Annotated in this window: 16 protein-coding genes and 1 tRNA gene; 13 read left to right on the top strand and 4 right to left on the bottom strand. The window is 62.7% G+C overall.

What is annotated here, in order from left to right; genetic code table 11:
* The 6 genes from NKH17_RS17600 to recQ all read left to right on the top strand — a co-directional run bounded on the left by NKH17_RS17600 (position 1) and on the right by recQ (position 6,278).
* Positions 1-1,281 (top strand): TRAP transporter large permease, encoded by a 1,281-nt coding sequence (locus NKH17_RS17600; protein ID WP_352900766.1) that lies wholly within the window; start codon positions 1-3, stop codon positions 1,279-1,281.
* Between the two features lie 10 nt (positions 1,282-1,291).
* On the top strand, positions 1,292-2,068 hold the full coding sequence (locus NKH17_RS17595; RefSeq protein ID WP_254820462.1) for a FadR/GntR family transcriptional regulator: 777 nt from the start codon (positions 1,292-1,294) through the stop codon (positions 2,066-2,068).
* 28 nt (positions 2,069-2,096) lie between these two features.
* Positions 2,097-2,954 carry a 5-dehydro-4-deoxy-D-glucuronate isomerase gene (gene kduI / locus NKH17_RS17590; RefSeq protein ID WP_352900763.1) on the top strand — a complete coding sequence of 286 codons (858 nt, stop codon included), beginning with the start codon at positions 2,097-2,099 and terminating at the stop codon, positions 2,952-2,954.
* On the top strand, positions 2,951-3,718 hold the full coding sequence (kduD, locus tag NKH17_RS17585) for a 2-dehydro-3-deoxy-D-gluconate 5-dehydrogenase KduD (protein WP_352900760.1): 768 nt from the start codon (positions 2,951-2,953) through the stop codon (positions 3,716-3,718). Before kduI ends, kduD begins: the two co-directional genes overlap by 4 nt.
* 24 nt (positions 3,719-3,742) lie before the next feature.
* A complete protein-coding gene (locus NKH17_RS17580; RefSeq protein ID WP_254820465.1) occupies positions 3,743-4,081 on the top strand; it encodes a cupin domain-containing protein in 339 nt (112 codons plus the stop codon).
* A 364-nt stretch (positions 4,082-4,445) separates the two neighbouring features.
* Positions 4,446-6,278, top strand: coding sequence for a DNA helicase RecQ (gene recQ / locus NKH17_RS17575; RefSeq protein ID WP_352900758.1), 1,833 nt, complete (start codon positions 4,446-4,448; stop codon positions 6,276-6,278).
* Positions 6,279-6,299: 21 nt separating this feature from the next.
* On the opposite strand, the gene NKH17_RS17570 is transcribed toward recQ, so the two are convergent.
* Entirely contained in the window at positions 6,300-6,518 is a 219-nt protein-coding gene (locus NKH17_RS17570) for a hypothetical protein (protein ID WP_245274746.1), read from the bottom strand.
* Between the two features lie 210 nt (positions 6,519-6,728).
* Entirely contained in the window at positions 6,729-7,646 is a 918-nt protein-coding gene (locus NKH17_RS17565; RefSeq protein ID WP_352900755.1) for an alpha/beta fold hydrolase, read from the bottom strand.
* 715 nt (positions 7,647-8,361) lie between these two features.
* Here NKH17_RS17565 and NKH17_RS17560 point away from each other — a divergent pair.
* Both NKH17_RS17560 and NKH17_RS17555 read left to right on the top strand, forming a co-directional pair.
* On the top strand, positions 8,362-8,961 hold the full coding sequence (locus NKH17_RS17560) for a TetR/AcrR family transcriptional regulator (protein ID WP_352900752.1): 600 nt from the start codon (positions 8,362-8,364) through the stop codon (positions 8,959-8,961).
* Positions 8,962-9,038: 77 nt separating this feature from the next.
* A complete protein-coding gene (locus NKH17_RS17555; RefSeq protein ID WP_352900749.1) occupies positions 9,039-9,614 on the top strand; it encodes a DUF308 domain-containing protein in 576 nt (191 codons plus the stop codon).
* Positions 9,615-9,687: 73 nt separating this feature from the next.
* Here the strand turns inward: NKH17_RS17555 and NKH17_RS17550 are convergent.
* A tRNA-Ser gene (locus tag NKH17_RS17550) sits at positions 9,688-9,777 on the bottom strand.
* Positions 9,778-10,115: 338 nt separating this feature from the next.
* On the opposite strand from NKH17_RS17550, the gene NKH17_RS17545 reads away from it, so the two are divergent.
* From NKH17_RS17545 to NKH17_RS17535, 3 genes are all read left to right on the top strand, one after another.
* Complete coding sequence (locus NKH17_RS17545) at positions 10,116-10,769, top strand: 50S ribosomal protein L21 (protein WP_352479596.1); 654 nt, start codon at positions 10,116-10,118, stop codon at positions 10,767-10,769.
* 98 nt (positions 10,770-10,867) lie between these two features.
* Entirely contained in the window at positions 10,868-11,137 is a 270-nt protein-coding gene (gene rpmA / locus NKH17_RS17540) for a 50S ribosomal protein L27 (RefSeq protein WP_023678077.1), read from the top strand.
* Between the two features lie 115 nt (positions 11,138-11,252).
* Complete coding sequence (locus NKH17_RS17535; RefSeq protein WP_254820471.1) at positions 11,253-11,840, top strand: GNAT family N-acetyltransferase; 588 nt, start codon at positions 11,253-11,255, stop codon at positions 11,838-11,840.
* A gap of 10 nt (positions 11,841-11,850) precedes the next feature.
* On the opposite strand, the gene NKH17_RS17530 is transcribed toward NKH17_RS17535, so the two are convergent.
* On the bottom strand, positions 11,851-12,720 hold the full coding sequence (locus tag NKH17_RS17530; RefSeq protein ID WP_352900745.1) for an endonuclease/exonuclease/phosphatase family protein: 870 nt from the start codon (positions 12,718-12,720) through the stop codon (positions 11,851-11,853).
* A gap of 171 nt (positions 12,721-12,891) precedes the next feature.
* On the opposite strand from NKH17_RS17530, the gene obgE reads away from it, so the two are divergent.
* Positions 12,892-13,923, top strand: a complete 1,032-nt coding sequence (gene obgE / locus NKH17_RS17525) for a GTPase ObgE (RefSeq protein WP_352900742.1) — start codon at positions 12,892-12,894, stop codon at positions 13,921-13,923.
* A gap of 2 nt (positions 13,924-13,925) precedes the next feature.
* Positions 13,926-15,071: a glutamate 5-kinase gene (gene proB / locus NKH17_RS17520; protein WP_352479599.1), complete on the top strand. Its 1,146-nt coding sequence runs from the start codon at positions 13,926-13,928 to the stop codon at positions 15,069-15,071.
* Positions 15,072-15,077 lie beyond the last annotated feature (6 nt).

The raw sequence follows: 15,077 nt of genomic DNA, 5'->3' as shown, positions 1-15,077 counted from the left end.
ATGGAACTGTGGATTCTGTTCGGCGTCTTCACCCTGCTGATGCTTATCGGCACGCCAATCGCTTTCTGCCTCGGCGTCGCAAGCCTTGCCACCGTCCTCTATATGGGCCTGCCGCCGCTCATCGTATTCCAGCGACTGAATTCCGGCATGAGCGTCTTTTCGCTGCTGGCCATTCCGTTTTTCATCTACGCCGGCGACTTGATGGTGCGCGGCGGCATCGCCAGCAAGATCGTTGCCTTCGCCGGCTCGCTCGTCGGTCATTTGCGCGGCGGCCTCGGGCAGGTCAACATCGCCACCGCTACACTGTTCGGCGGCATTTCGGGCTCCGCGGTGGCGGAGGCAGCGGCGGTAGGCGGCCTGATGATCCCGCAGATGAAGGCGCGCGGCTATGGAGCGGACTACGCCGTCAACGTCACGTCGATGGCGGCGCTGATCGCGCTGCTGCTGCCGCCGTCGCACAACATGATCATCTATTCGATCTCGGCAGGCGGAAAGATCTCCATCGCCGATCTGTTCACGGCCGGTATCATCCCGGGCCTGCTATTGGCCCTGTCGCTGATGGTGACCGCCTATATCGTAGCGCGCTCCCGCGGCTATCCGACTGAGCCGTTTCCGGGCTTCACCGCCGTTGCGCATCTCTTCGCCGTCGCGGTGCCCGGCCTGCTGCTGATCGCGATCATCTTCGGCGGCGTACGATCGGGCGTGTTCACGGCTACCGAGAGTTCCTGTATCGCCGTCATCTATGCGTTGTTCGTAACCGTCTTCGTTTACCGGCAGATGACCTGGGAAGGTTTCGTTCATGCCACCTACGGCGCCGTGCGCACCACGGCCATGGTGCTGCTCATCATCGGCATGGCGGCGGCGTTCTCCTGGTTGATGGCCTTCCTGAAAGTGCCGGCAGCGCTCATCGCCTCCATGAACGCGATCTCGGACGATCCGCTGGTCGTGCTTCTCCTGCTCAACCTCCTGATGCTGTTCCTCGGCACCTTTATGGACATGGGGCCGACGATCATCATTTGTACGCCGATCTTCCTGCCCGTGGCGCAGGCCTACGGCGTCGATCCGGTGCATTTCGGCATCATCATGATCCTCAATTTCGGCATCGGGCTGAACACGCCGCCGGTGGGCGCGGTGCAGTTCGTGGCGTGCGCAGTGGGCAAGATATCCGTCTGGGAATCGATGCGCTCGATCTGGCCATTCTATGGCGCAGGCCTCGTGGTGCTGGGGCTCGTCACTTACATTCCGGCCATTTCGCTGTGGCTGCCGAGCGTCTTCAAATAGGAGGTGCGACATGGCCTCAGACACCGCAGCCGGCCTGCGCGTCGAACGAAGACCGAAACTTTCGGAAACCGTCGTTGCGGCGATCCGCAAGCAACTGCAGGCGGGCGAGATCCAGCCAGGGCAGAAGCTGCCGACCGAGGGCCAGTTGACCGAGACCTTCGGGGTCAGCCGCACTGTGATACGCGAAGCGCTGGCCAAACTTGCCGCGGACGGCCTGGTCGAGCCGCGCCAAGGCGCCGGGGTCTTCGTCACCGAGCATATCTCGACAGCATTCGGTGCTCTTGCGGCGGAGATGGGCAGCAAGGATTCGATCGCCCTCAACGTGCTCGAAGTCAGGTTGGCGATCGAGATCGAATCCGCCGGGCTCGCTGCCATCCGCCGCAACGCCGCGCAGGAAGCGGCGATCCAGGAAGCCTTCTTCGAATTCGAACGGCTGCTCCTCAACAGCGAGCCGACGGGACCGGCCGACCTTGCTTTCCACCGCGCAATCGCCAGCGCCACCAACAATCCGTTCTATGTCGAGATGCTCGACGTGCTCGGCCGGCGCGCCATTCCTTGCGACGTGACCTCGCCATGGTCGACCGAGATCGCCCAATCGGACGCCTATCAGCGCGGCCTGCAACGTGAGCATCTGGTAATCCTCAAGGCCATCTCGGCAGGCGATGCCGAGGCGGCCCGGGAGGCGATGCGCGCGCATCTCGGTGCCAGCCAGCAGCGCTATCGCGAGCGCCTGCATGCGCGCCAGGTTTTTTATGCCGATTCGGTCAAGGCCGCGGGCACTGAATAAGCAATTGAGGCAGCCCCATGGGACAGCAATGAATCACACTGACAATCATACGGATTTCACCTCCCGCTTCGCCATCGATCCTGTTTCTGCCGCTGCCATGGGAACGGACGAGCTGCGACACAATTTTTTGATCGAGGACTTGTTCCGACCCGGCCGCGTCGGCCTGACCTACACCCACTACGACCGCATGATCGTCGGCGGCGCCATGCCCGCCGGTACACCGCTGCCGCTGCAGGCGATCAAGCCGACCGGGACCAAGAATTTCCTCGACCGCCGTGAGATGATCATCGTCAACATCGCCGGTGCCGGCATCGTGAAGGCCGGCGGTCAATCCTACGAGCTGCAGGCGCGCGACATGCTCTATCTCGGCATGGGCACGGATGAGGTATCGTTCGCTGCGACCAATCCGGCAGCGCCGGCTAAATTCTACCTGCTCAGCGCGCCGGCGCATCAGGGCCATCCCAACCGGCTGATCCGCATCGGTGATGCCAAGCGGCTCGATCTCGGCAGCCAGGCAACCTCCAACGAGCGCTCGATCTTCCAGTTCATCCATGCCGATGGGGTAAAGACCTGTCAGCTTGTCGTCGGCATGACGCAGCTTGCCTCCGGTTCGGTCTGGAACACCATGCCATGCCATGTGCATGACCGGCGCATGGAAGCCTATCTCTATTTCGATCTGCCGGAGGCGGCGCGGGTGTTTCATTTCATGGGCGAGCCGGACGAAACGCGCCATCTCGTCATGCGAAACGAGGAGGCGGTGCTGTCGCCGGGATGGTCGATCCATTCGGGCGCCGGCACCTCGAACTACGCCTTCATCTGGGCGATGGCCGGCGACAATGTCGACTATACCGACGTTGACCTGGTAATGATGGAGGAGCTCAGGTGAGCGACCTCTCTGCGTTCAGCCTTACCGGCAAGCGTTTCCTCGTCACCGGCGCCAATACCGGCATCGGCCAGGGCATCGCCGTGTCGATCGCGCGCGCCGGCGGCGCGGTGGTCGGCGTCGGCCGCTCGGCGATGGACGAGACGGCGGAGAAGATTGCGGCGGCCGGCGGCCGCTTCGAGGCGGTCCGCTGCGACCTTGGCGACGATGCCGCTGCCCAGGCGATGCTTGACCGCGTCTGGGATGATACGGGGCCGCTCGACGGCCTGGTCAACAATGCCGGCATCATCCGGCGTGCCGATGCGGTCGACTTGACCAAAGCCGACTGGGACGACGTCATCGGCGTCAATCTCAAGACGGTGTTCTTCCTCAGCCAGCGCTTTGCCAGGCGCGTCCTTGCCGAGCCGGGGCGGCGTGGCAAGATCGTCAACATCGCCTCGGTACTGAGCTTTCAGGGCGGCATTCGTGTCGCCTCCTACACCGCCTCCAAACACGGCGTGCTCGGCATCACCCGGTTGCTGGCATGCGAATGGGCGGCAAAAGGCATCAATGTCAACGGTATTGCGCCGGGCTATATCGAAACCAACAACACCGAGGCGCTGCGCGCCGATCCCGACCGCAGCGCGTCGATCCTGGCGCGCATTCCGGCCGGGCGCTGGGGCGCGCCGGAAGACATCGGCGACGCAGCCGTCTTCCTGCTGGCGCCGGCATCGAACTATATGCATGGCGCGGTGATGCCGGTGGACGGCGGCTGGCTGGCGCGATGAACAACCAAAGATGAGAGTTTGGCGATGACCGGAACCAAAATCTTCTCGCATGCCGGTGAGGGCGCATGGACGCCGACGCCGGATGGCAACCGCAGACGCGTGCTCCTGCACACGGACGAGCTGATGATGGTCGAGTTCGGTTTCGACAAGGGTGGCGTCGGCGCGCTGCACTCGCACCCGCACGTCCAGGCGAGCTACGTCGCCGAAGGGCGCTTCGAGGTCACCATCGACGGCAGGACCGAGATCCTGGAAGCCGGAAGCAGCTTCATCGTTCCTTCCAACCTTGTCCATGGCGTCAAGGCGCTGCAGGCGGGACGACTGGTCGACAGCTTTACGCCGCACCGCGCCGATTTCCTCGACTGAGCTGCGGGCCCGAAGATCAGGCAGCCGGTTCTCAGAACGAAAAAACCCGCGCCTCCGGAGAGACGCGGGCGTGTTGCCTGGGCGCCTGTGGCGCCGCGGTACTCAAAACATCACCGCAGAACCTGAACCTGCCGAATGATGGTGAAGATAGGATTAACCGCTCCGAGGCGGTGCGATATTCACAGCCAAAGCGAATAGGGGCTGGAACGACGGTCTGATATCGGCCAATGAGAGAGAAGTTCGCCTCAGGCGGTGCCGCGGACAGGACCAGAGGGGGTCGATAAATGTTCGAATCTGCTGTCCAGGCAATCACCTGGCGATTCGCCGGCGAATTTCGGCAGGTCGTATCCCCGAAAGTTCCCTAATGCAGATAGCGGCGAGCGTCCCGGTGGAGGATTCCAAGCGGCGCGTCCTGAAGGATATATTCGGCTTCGATGATTTTCGTCTCGGCCAAGCGGCCGTGATGGAGGCGTTGCTGGCCGGGCATCACGTGCTGGCGGTCATGCCGACCGGCGCCGGCAAATCGCTCTGCTACCAGGTCCCGGCGCTGGTGCTGGGCGGGCTCACCATTGTCGTTTCGCCGCTGGTGGCCCTGATGCAGGATCAGGTCGCCGCATTGCGGCTTGCCGGCGTGGCGGCCGATACGATCAATTCCTCGCTCGACCGCGATGCCAATGTCGCTGCATGGCGCCGTGTCGCCGCAGGCCAGACGCGCCTGCTCTATCTTGCACCGGAGCGGTTGATGACCGTGCGAATGCTCGAGGCGTTGACCAAGCTCGATGTCCGGCTGATCGCCATCGACGAGGCACATTGCATCTCGCAATGGGGACCGGCGTTCCGGCGCGAATACGAAGAATTGTCGAGACTACGTGATATCTTCCCGAAAGTGCCGATCATTGCGCTGACGGCGACGGCGGACGAGACGACGCGCACCGACATTGCCGCGCAACTGTTCGACGGACGCGTCGATACGGTGGTGCTCGGCTTCGACCGGCCGAACATCAAGCTAGGCATTGAGCCCAAGCAGGACAGCAAGCGCCAATTGCTAAACTTCGTGCAGCGCCATGCAGGCCGCAGCGGGATCGTCTATTGCCTGTCGCGCAAAAAGACCGAAGAGATGGCGGCGTTCCTCGAGCGGAACGGCGTACGCGCGCTCGCCTATCATGCCGGCATGAGCAAGGACGCGCGTGAAGCGAATCAAAACGCTTTCATGACCTTGTCCGGCGTGGTGATGGTGGCGACCATCGCCTTCGGCATGGGGATCGACAAGCCGGACGTCGCCTATGTCTTCCACACCGACCTGCCGGGCAGCTTGGAGGCCTATTATCAGGAAATCGGGCGGGCGGGCCGCGACGGGCGGGCGGCCGAGGCACATATGCTCTTCGGTCTCGGCGATATCCGCATGCGCCGGCTTTTCATCGAAGACGAGGACGCGCCGGCTGAGCACAAAAGGCGCGCGCATGGCCGACTCGATACGCTGATCGGTTACTGCGAGACGACGCAGTGCCGCCGTCAGATCCTGCTTGGCTATTTCGGCGAGAGTGCTTCGCCTTGCGGCAATTGCGACAACTGCCTCGACCAGGGGCCGCATGCGGATGGCGAGGCGGAGGCGCGGATCATCCTGGCGGCGATCGCACAGACCGGCGAGCGCTTTGGCGCCGCCCATGTCGTCGATGTTCTGCTCGGCCACGAAACCGAGAAGGTCCTGGACAGGAACCACCACAGGCTTGCCAGCTTCGGCACCGGTGTCGCGCACAAGAAAAATGTGTGGCTGTCGCTGCTCCGCCAACTCGTCGCGGGAGGGTTCCTGACATTGGACTCAACCGGCCATGGCGGCCTCGCCATTGCCGAGAAGGGCCGTGGGCTGGCTCGGGGCGAGGCCTCGTTCCGGTATCGCGTGGACGCGCGCCAGTCATCGCGAGGCAAGATACGGACCGATACCGCAGCAGGTACGGAAGGTCTGGATTCGGTTCTGCTGGCCGCGCTCAAGGCTGTACGGCTGCGTCTTGCCCGGGAACGCCAGGTGCCGGCCTTCGTGATCTTTTCGGATCGTACACTGATCGATATGGCCGAACGCTGCCCGCGTGATCTGGACGCCTTCGCCGCGGTCAACGGTGTCGGCGCCGCCAAGCTCAAGGATTTCGGCGAGATATTCCTCGGCGCGATCGCTGCGCATCAATCTGGTGTGGCGGGCTGAAGACCCACTTCAGTGACGTAATCAGCACCTGCTTCGCCTCGCCGCCGCAATCGCAGCCTCCTGCTGCCGCAAGCGCTCGATCTTCGCACTCTGGCGGGCAGCCACGGTCGAGGCGACACGCTGCCCTCCCAACAGCCAGCCCGGAATGTTGGTGTGGACGACTTTGCCACGAGCGATGGCTGTCGCCGACATTTCGTCGGCGACAGCGCCCATCGCCACGTTGAGTTCGACGCAACTCATCTTGTCGTATTTCGCAGCATCAAAGGATGCCGGCAAAGGCGATGCGCAACTTCCGACAAACATCAGGCTGCACATCAGAGGCGTGGCCGTGGAGATAGCCTTCATTCCCTTATCAAGCACGTTGATGCCGGACGGGCGGATTTTCGGAGGGTTCTCGATCTCAGGCCGCGAAGCGCTCCCGAGGTTCGGCGTAACTGAAGCATGTGACCTCTACGATACTCTGTGCTGACCGTCCTGTTTGTCCTCGAAGAATTCCGAGAGTGCCGCTGCCGTTTTGTCGGGGTGCTCTTCTGGGAAAAAGTGCCCGCCTTGGACAGCGCGTCCTTCCACTCTGTCGGCCCATTTCCTCCAAATGGCCAGCGGCCCGCCCTCTTGCGCATGCCAGTTCTCCAGGGCGCCTTCGCCACTCCATAGCGCCACTAGCGGACACTCGATGCGACGACCGTTTACCTGGTCCAGCGCGTCATGTTCACGATCGATCGTCGCAGCGGCGCGATACTCTTCGCAGATGGCGTGAATATGCGCGGGATCGCGAAGCGCATCAACATAGGCGTCCCTGACCTCTTTGGAGACCATTTTCGCCGACGATCCCCACTGCGTTATTGCATCGTCGACGACGGCATCGGGAGCCGCACCTATCAGACGCTCCGGCAGGGGCTCCGGCTGGGCAAGAAGGCTCCAGGGCCAGAAGCCGAGCGCCAGTTTGGCATCCGCCCGATCCCATGTTGCGGCGGTGGGGATGATGTCGAGGACGGCGACTTTGAGCACTTTGTCGGGATGGTCGAGCGCCAGGCGATAGGCAACCCGCCCGCCACGGTCATGCCCGGCAACCATGAACCGCTCAAACCCCAGCTGTTTCATGGCCTGAACCATGTCGCCGGCCATGGCGCGCTTGGCGTATGGGCTATGATCGGCAGATGAAACCGGGCATCCGCTTTGCCCATAGCCTCGAAGGTCGGCGGCGACCACCGTGAAGCGGGGCGCCAAGGCTGCGGCGATATCCCTCCACATCAGATGCGTTTCTGGAAAACCGTGAAGAAGCAGCAGCGGCGGACCGGTGCCACCGACCCTTGCGAAAATGGTCGTATCGTCCAGTCGCAAGCTGGTGGCTCTGAAACCTGCAAACACCGTTAGCCTCCTCGGGCGCCCTTAGACAAACTCTCCAAGGGCGCTAACGGCCGCCTGAGGCGAAAACCCCGGCCGCAATGGCCAGGGTTCAAGCCGGCCAGTTGCTAGAATCGAAACCAGACCCACACGCGCCTGCGGAAGCACCGCCTGCGCCGATAGCCATTTCGCCAGTAAACGCGACAGACCCTTCTCCAAGCACGCCGGCGGCGCCGACGCGGCCGGTGCCACCGGCGATGATAGACTGGTTGCAACTCGGCTTGAGTTTCGTCGTCGTCGAAGGTCTCGACATCCGGCGCCTCGAGTTCATCGAGAATGCCGCTTCTGGCAGTTGGAACGCCGGCCACTGCGTTGATTGGCCGAACTGTGCTTGCAAGGGCCGCGGCCCCGGCAATGCCAAACATTCCTGTCAAAAATAGTCGCCGATCCATGGAAACCTCCCAGTCTTCAACCAGCAATAGAACAAGGCTAATGATGGGGAGATAGCGCAGTCGGTGCGAACGCCTAGTGGCGCCCGGCGATTGCAATGATCCGGTCGGCCGGAGGGCGTTGCCTCCTCCTCGAAGTGGGATGGCTACCTCGATCGACAAACACCCGGCGCTTTCTGAATTTATGGCGAGCCGAGATCAATAACGATCGAATGACGTCTACGCCATAGCCACCCAATTTCACGTGCAAGGAGGCTTGACTGCCATCCTACCAGAAGGTAGGTAAGGGCATGAGCAACTTGTCTACCACCTCTGACGACATCCTGGCTTGTGCGCGTTCTCTGATCGTCGCCGGCGGCTACAACGGTTTCAGTTATGCCGACATCGCTGATGTGGTCGGGATCCGTAAGGCGAGCATCCATCACCATTTCCCAAGCAAAGTCGATCTGGTTCGGACGCTGGTTGCGGGGTATCGGGAAGAAGCTGAAGCGGGGATGGCAAATGTCGAACTTCACGAATCCGATCCGCTCGAACAGTTGCGGATCTATGCCGGGTATTGGGAAGCCTGCATTGCGGACGCCAGCGCCCCGTTTTGTATCTGCGCGCTGTTGGCAAGCGAGCTCCCCGTTCTGCCCGAGGAAGTGGGCGTCGAGGTCCGGGCGCATTTCCGCTCCCTGTCGGCTTGGCTTACATCCGTGCTGGAGCGCGGCGCGCGGCGCGGCCAATTTCAACTGATGAGTACCCCTCGCGCCGAGGCTGAAGCGTTCATGGCGACTGTCCACGGCGCGATGCTTTCGGCACGGGCCTATGGCGACCCGACGATATTCGGCGTCATAACAGGCCCGCTCCTGGAGCGGCTCGCTCCGCGTTCCCTCCAGATACGACACTAAGATCTCAACAAACCATAGCCGTAACGGCTCCGCGACGTTCGTCAAGACTCTCTACCTACTAGTCGAAAGGACATCCAATGACGGTTCACAATAGCGATCTTTCCCGTGCCAGCCAGGAACAATGGCTCAAGCTCTATTACTTCGCTCGGACGGCGTTCTCGGCTGCTTGGGTGGCGGCTGCCTTTACGGTGGGACAGAATTCCGGGGAGATCGCGGCGGTGTTACTCGTGGCTTATCCTGCATGGGATGCCCTGGCCAATTTTGTCGACGCATCGCGCAGCGGAGGATTGGGACAGAATCGCACACAGACCATCAACCTCGTAGTCAGTATGGTGACAACGCTCGCGGTCGTTCTCGCGCTGGAGATGAGCATGAATTGGGTGCTCGGGGTGTTCGGCGTATGGGCGATCCTGTCTGGCCTGCTTCAACTCGGCACCGCAGTCCGCCGTTGGAAGAGCTATGGTGCACAGTGGGCGATGATCCTGAGCGGAGGGCAATCAGCGCTGGCAGGCACGTTTTTCATCGTGCAGGCGCGGATGCCGATGCCGCCATCCATCAGCAACGTGGCCGGCTATGCCGCAGTAGGCGCCCTCTACTTTCTGGTTTCGGCGGTGTGGCTAAGTGTGAGCCAATTGCGGCGGAAGGCTGCATAGGCCGCGATCTTAAGCCATTACCAGCGCGATGAGAGATGCTGTTATCTATGGCTCGGGCCATACCGTTCCGAAGTGGCGGAGAGGGAGGGATTCGAACCCCCGATGGGCTTGCACCCATGCCGCATTTCGAGTGCGGTGCATTCGACCACTCTGCCACCTCTCCGCGGTCATGGTCCGCCGTTGCCGGCGCGGCGCACTAGATAACGGCTGGACAGGCAGGTTACAAGGGCCAATCTGCCCCGTCGCCGCAGGTTCTGTCCCTGCTTCCTTCGAGCCTCCGGCAGCCGCTGCTCGATATTTGCAAGGACTGGGCTCAACCCGTTTGCAGCTTGCCCGCGGCGCTTGCCTTGACTCAAGCCGAACGTTCGGTTAGGGACAGCGCGCAATCGGCGTGGAGGGATCTTCCGCGCCGCTTGTTTTTTGAACCCGCAGACTGACAAAAAGACGGCCGAACCGCCTAAGGCGGTTCATCAAGGCCGACCGAACAGCGAAAGGCAAAAAATGTTCGCAGTCATCAAAACGGGCGGCAAGCAGTATCGCGTTGCCGCCAACGATCTCCTGAAGATCGAAAAACTCGAAGCCAATGTCGGCGATATCGTTGAGATCGGCCAGGTGCTCGCACATGGCGAGGGCGAGAACGTCACGTTCGGTGCGCCGTTCGTCGACGGCGCCTTGGTCACCGCCGAAGTCGTCGAACAGGGCAAGAACCGCACCGTCATCGCCTTCAAGAAGCGCCGCCGGCAGAATTCGCGCCGCAAGATCGGCCATCGTCAGCTTTTGACCACCGTCAGGATCGCCGAGATCCTGCTGGATGGCGCCAAGCCGGCGAAGAAGGCCGCCGCCAAGACTGAGGTAAAGGCTGCTCCCAAGAAGGAAGCCAACGCAGAGGCTGCGCCGAAGGAAACCGAGGCCAAGGCAACCGAAACCGCCGCTCCGCTGTTCAAGGCACCGAAGGGCGAACCGGACGATCTGACCGTGATCAAGGGCATCGGCCCGGTTGCAGCCGGCCAGCTCAACGAACAGGGCATCACGACCTTCGCACAGATCGCCAAACTGTCCGACAAGGATGTCGCCAAGATCGACGAGCACATGCCGTTCAGCGCCGACCAGATCAAGGACTGGCGCGAGCAGGCCAAGGAATTGGCGAAAAAGTAGAACGACCCGGCGCAATCGTCGCCGGATCGGACTTGAAACGGAACGCGAACGCGTTCATAAGATTGTTTAGGCGTCTCACGGCGCATCGGAGTAGTTAGATGGCACACAAGAAAGCTGGCGGATCGTCGCGCAATGGTCGCGACTCCCATTCCAAGCGGCTCGGCGTGAAGAAGTTCGGCGGCGAAGCCGTGATTCCGGGCAACATCATCATTCGTCAGCGTGGCACGACGTGGCATCCCGGCACCAATGTCGGCATTGGCACGGACCACACGCTGTTTGCGCTCGAAGCTGGCGCAGTCACCTTCAACAAAAAAGCCAATGGCCGAACCTACGTATCGGTGAACCCGATGACGAAGGCAGCGGAGTAGCCGGTTCCGCACGAGAACACCGGCACCCATCTCGGGACCGGTGTCTGGCCAAGCCAGGAAAAGGATCAGGGGAGATGGGTTTCCATCTCCCTTTTTTCTTGCCTGGAGGACTGACATGGTTGCCGAAGCGGAAGACTCAGACGACGAAAGTTACACGATAGATTGCCCGGTGCTCGCGACCGAGCGGCTGGTCATGCGTGCCCCGCGTGAAAGCGACATCGAGCAATTGGTGGCGCTCGCCGACAACCGCCATGTCGCGGAAATGCTGGCTCGCATGCCGCATCCCTATGGCGAGGCGGAGGCACGCGCTTTCCTGGCTATGACGGCATCGCGCCGGGCTGGAATCGCCTATGCGTTGACGCTGGCCGGCACCGAGACCTTCGTCGGCTGTGCCGGACTCAACACAACGGATCGCGGGCTGGAGCTCGGCTACTGGATCGGCGAGCCGTACTGGAAACGCGGCTACGCGACGGAGGCAGCGCACGCACTGGTCGACCTTGCCTTCCAGAGAACCACGATCCAGGTGCTGCACGCCTCGACGCGGGTTATCAATCCGGCCTCGCGCCGCGTCATCCACAAATGCGGCTTCCAGTATGCCGGCCAGGGCATGCTGAATTCGATCGTTGCCGGTCAGGTGCCGGTCGAACGCTACCGCCTCGATCGCAAGACCTGGACCAGTCTCAGGAACTGGGTGCATTTTTGATGGATGCGGCTCACGCCATCTCTAGCCAGACCGGCAAGTGGTCCGAACCGGCCGCTTGCCGGTCGACCCACAGGCGCCTCAGCGATTTGGCAAGCGAAGCGCTGGTGAAGATGTAGTCGATGCGCTTGTAGCGGCTGGTATCGCCCGGCCGCTTGGGGTCGACCCAGGTGACGAGATCGGCGCCGGCAGCGCCGAGGCGCACGGCGGCATCGACGGCGAGGTCGGCGGTCACCGGCATGCCGAATTCATGGTCGGGTTGGCCGGCGAGTTCGACGTGCTCCGGCGATCCGGCGAGCATGTTGAAGTCGCCCATGACGACGAAGGCTTCAGGACAAGGCAGGTCCGGCAAGCCGATCTCGGCGACGCCGGAGAGCCCGCCGCCCTCGAGCGGGTAGTTTAATAGGCGTTCGCGCAGAAAGCGGATTTGGCTCAGGCGTTCAACCGGGCTGCGGTGGTCGAGATGGGTGGAATAGAAGCGGATCGGACCAAGCGGCGTTTCGATCAGCGCCTCCAGCGCGCCGCGCTGGAAGTTCATTGCTTCGAAACTGCGGCTGCGCGGCAAAAGGAGATTGCGCGACAGATGGATCGGCGTCCCCGACAGCACCATGTTGCCGAGCTGGAAGGTGGTCGTGATGGCGCGGCCGTTCTCCAAGCGCGAGCCAGCGTCGGCTTCGAAATTGCTGCCGTAAACGGCAAAATAGTCGGGCAGCGCCTCGCCGAGTTCGGCCACCATGTCGCGGCCGCCATTCTTCGGGTTGGCGCGGGTGACCTCCTGCAGCGCGATCACGTTGGCGCCGCGCACGGCATCGGCGATACGGCCGACATCGTACCGGCCGTCGAGACCGACGCCGTAGTGGATATTGTAAGTTACCAGCTTCATTCCGACATCTCGCGCTTGGAAAGCCGAAGATCGATTTTCGGCAAGGGTCAACCAAAGGCTACGCGTCTAGAGATACGCGCGACGTTACAGTAGTAAAAACGGCCCTCGCCCTTCGACCCGCCTTGGTTTAGAGCAATCCCGCAAAGCCAATAACAGAAACCATACAATCCGATGAAATTTCTCGATCAAGCCAAGGTCTACATCCGCTCCGGCGACGGCGGCGCCGGTTCGGTGTCGTTCCGCCGCGAAAAGTTTATCGAGTTCGGCGGTCCGGACGGTGGCGACGGTGGCCGCGGCGGCGATGTCTGGGTGGAGGCAGTCGACGGACTAAACACGCTGATCGACTATCGCTATCAGCAGCATTTCAAGGCCAAGACCGGGACGCACGGTATGGGCCGCAACATGACCGGCGCCAAGGGTGCCGACGTAACGCTGAAAGTGCCGGCCGGAACACAGGTCTTTGCCGAGGACAATGAGACGCTGATCTGCGATCTGACGGTCGTCGGCCAGCGCTTTCTGTTGGCCAAGGGCGGCAATGGCGGTTTCGGCAACCAGCACTTCAAGACCTCGACCAACCAGGCGCCGCGCCGCGCCAATCCCGGACTGCCAGGCGAAGAGCTCAACGTCTGGCTCAGGCTGAAGCTGATCGCCGATGCCGGCCTTGTCGGGCTGCCCAACGCCGGCAAGTCGACCTTCCTGGCGGCGGTCACCGCGGCCAAGCCGAAGATCGCCGACTATCCCTTCACCACCCTGCATCCGGGCCTTGGCGTGGCCCGCATCGACGGGCGCGAATTCGTCATCGCCGACATTCCCGGCCTGATCGAAGGCGCGCATGAAGGGGTCGGCATCGGCGACCGCTTCCTTGGCCATGTCGAGCGCACGCGCGTCCTTCTGCATCTTGTCTCGGCGCAGGAAGAAAATCCGGCCAAGGCCTACAAGACCGTGCGTGCCGAGCTCGAAGCCTACGGCAACGGCCTAACCGACAAGGTCGAAATCGTCGCGCTTTCCCAGGTCGACATACTCGATGCCGACGCACGCAAGAAAAAGACCGCCTCGCTGAAACGCGCCGCCGGCCGCGCGCCGATGCTGCTTTCTGCTGTCACCGGCGAAGGCGTCGAGGCGGTGTTGCGCGCGCTGATGGCTGTGGTGGCGGAGGCCCGCGAAGCTGTCGCTGCGCCGGTCGAGACGCGCTGGAACACATAGCCATGGCCGCGCAATCGCTGAAAAATTATCGGCGCATTGCCGTCAAGATCGGCTCGGCGCTGCTTGTCGACCGCACGACGGGCCTGAAGCGCGACTGGCTGGCCTCGCTTGCCGACGACATCACCGTGCTGGCCAATGGCGGCGCCGAAATTCTCGTCGTGTCTTCCGGGGCGATTGCGCTCGGCCGCACCATCCTCGGCCTCGGCAAGCGAGCGCTGAAGCTCGAGGAGAGCCAGGCCGCTGCTGCCGTCGGGCAGATCGCCTTGGCCGGCGCCTGGTCGGATGCGCTCGGCAAGAATGGCTTGAAATCGGGCCAGATCCTGCTGACGCTCGGCGACACCGAAGAGCGCCGCCGCTACCTCAACGCGCGGGCGACGATCTCGACGCTGCTCAAGATGACGGCAGTGCCGGTCATCAACGAGAACGACACGGTGGCGACATCGGAAATCCGCTATGGCGACAACGACCGGCTGGCGGCGCGCGTCGCCACTATGATGGGCGCCGACCTTTTGGTGCTGCTTTCCGACATTGACGGGCTCTACACGGCACCGCCTGCGCGTGACCCGCAAGCTCGGTTCATTCCCGTCGTCGACCGCATCACTCCCGACATCGAGGCAATGGCGGGTGCTGCCGCTTCGGAATTGTCGCGCGGCGGCATGCGCACCAAGCTCGACGCCGGCAAGATCGCCACCGCCGCCGGCACCGCCATGATCATCACATCGGGCACGCGGCTGTCGCCGCTGCTGGCAATCGAGCGCGGCGAGCGCGCCACCTTCTTCCGGCCGAGCGCCAATCCGGTCAAGGGTTACAAGACCTGGATCGCCGGGCAGCTCGAACCTGCAGGACGGCTGACCGTCGATGCCGGCGCGATCAGCGCGCTGCTCTCCGGCAAGTCGCTGCTGCCGGCCGGCGTCAAATTGGTCAGCGGCAATTTTGCGCGCGGCGATACGGTGGCCATCCTGTCGCCCGAGGGCCGCGAGATAGCGCGCGGGCTGGTTGCCTATGATGCCGCCGATGCCGTAAGGATCGCTGGCCTGAAGACGACCGAGATCGAAACCGTGCTCGGCTACGAGGCGCGTTCGGCGATGATCCACCGCGACGACCTCGTGGTGAGCGGCGCGGCCGACGGAGATGCAGCCCGCCATTGACGGCGC

The sequence above is a fragment of the Mesorhizobium sp. M1334 genome (genome assembly GCF_040317995.1).
Classification (GTDB): Bacteria; Pseudomonadota; Alphaproteobacteria; order Rhizobiales; family Rhizobiaceae; genus Mesorhizobium.
The sequence above is the reverse complement of the archived record's forward strand: the minus strand, read 5'-3'. Positions and strand labels throughout refer to the sequence as shown.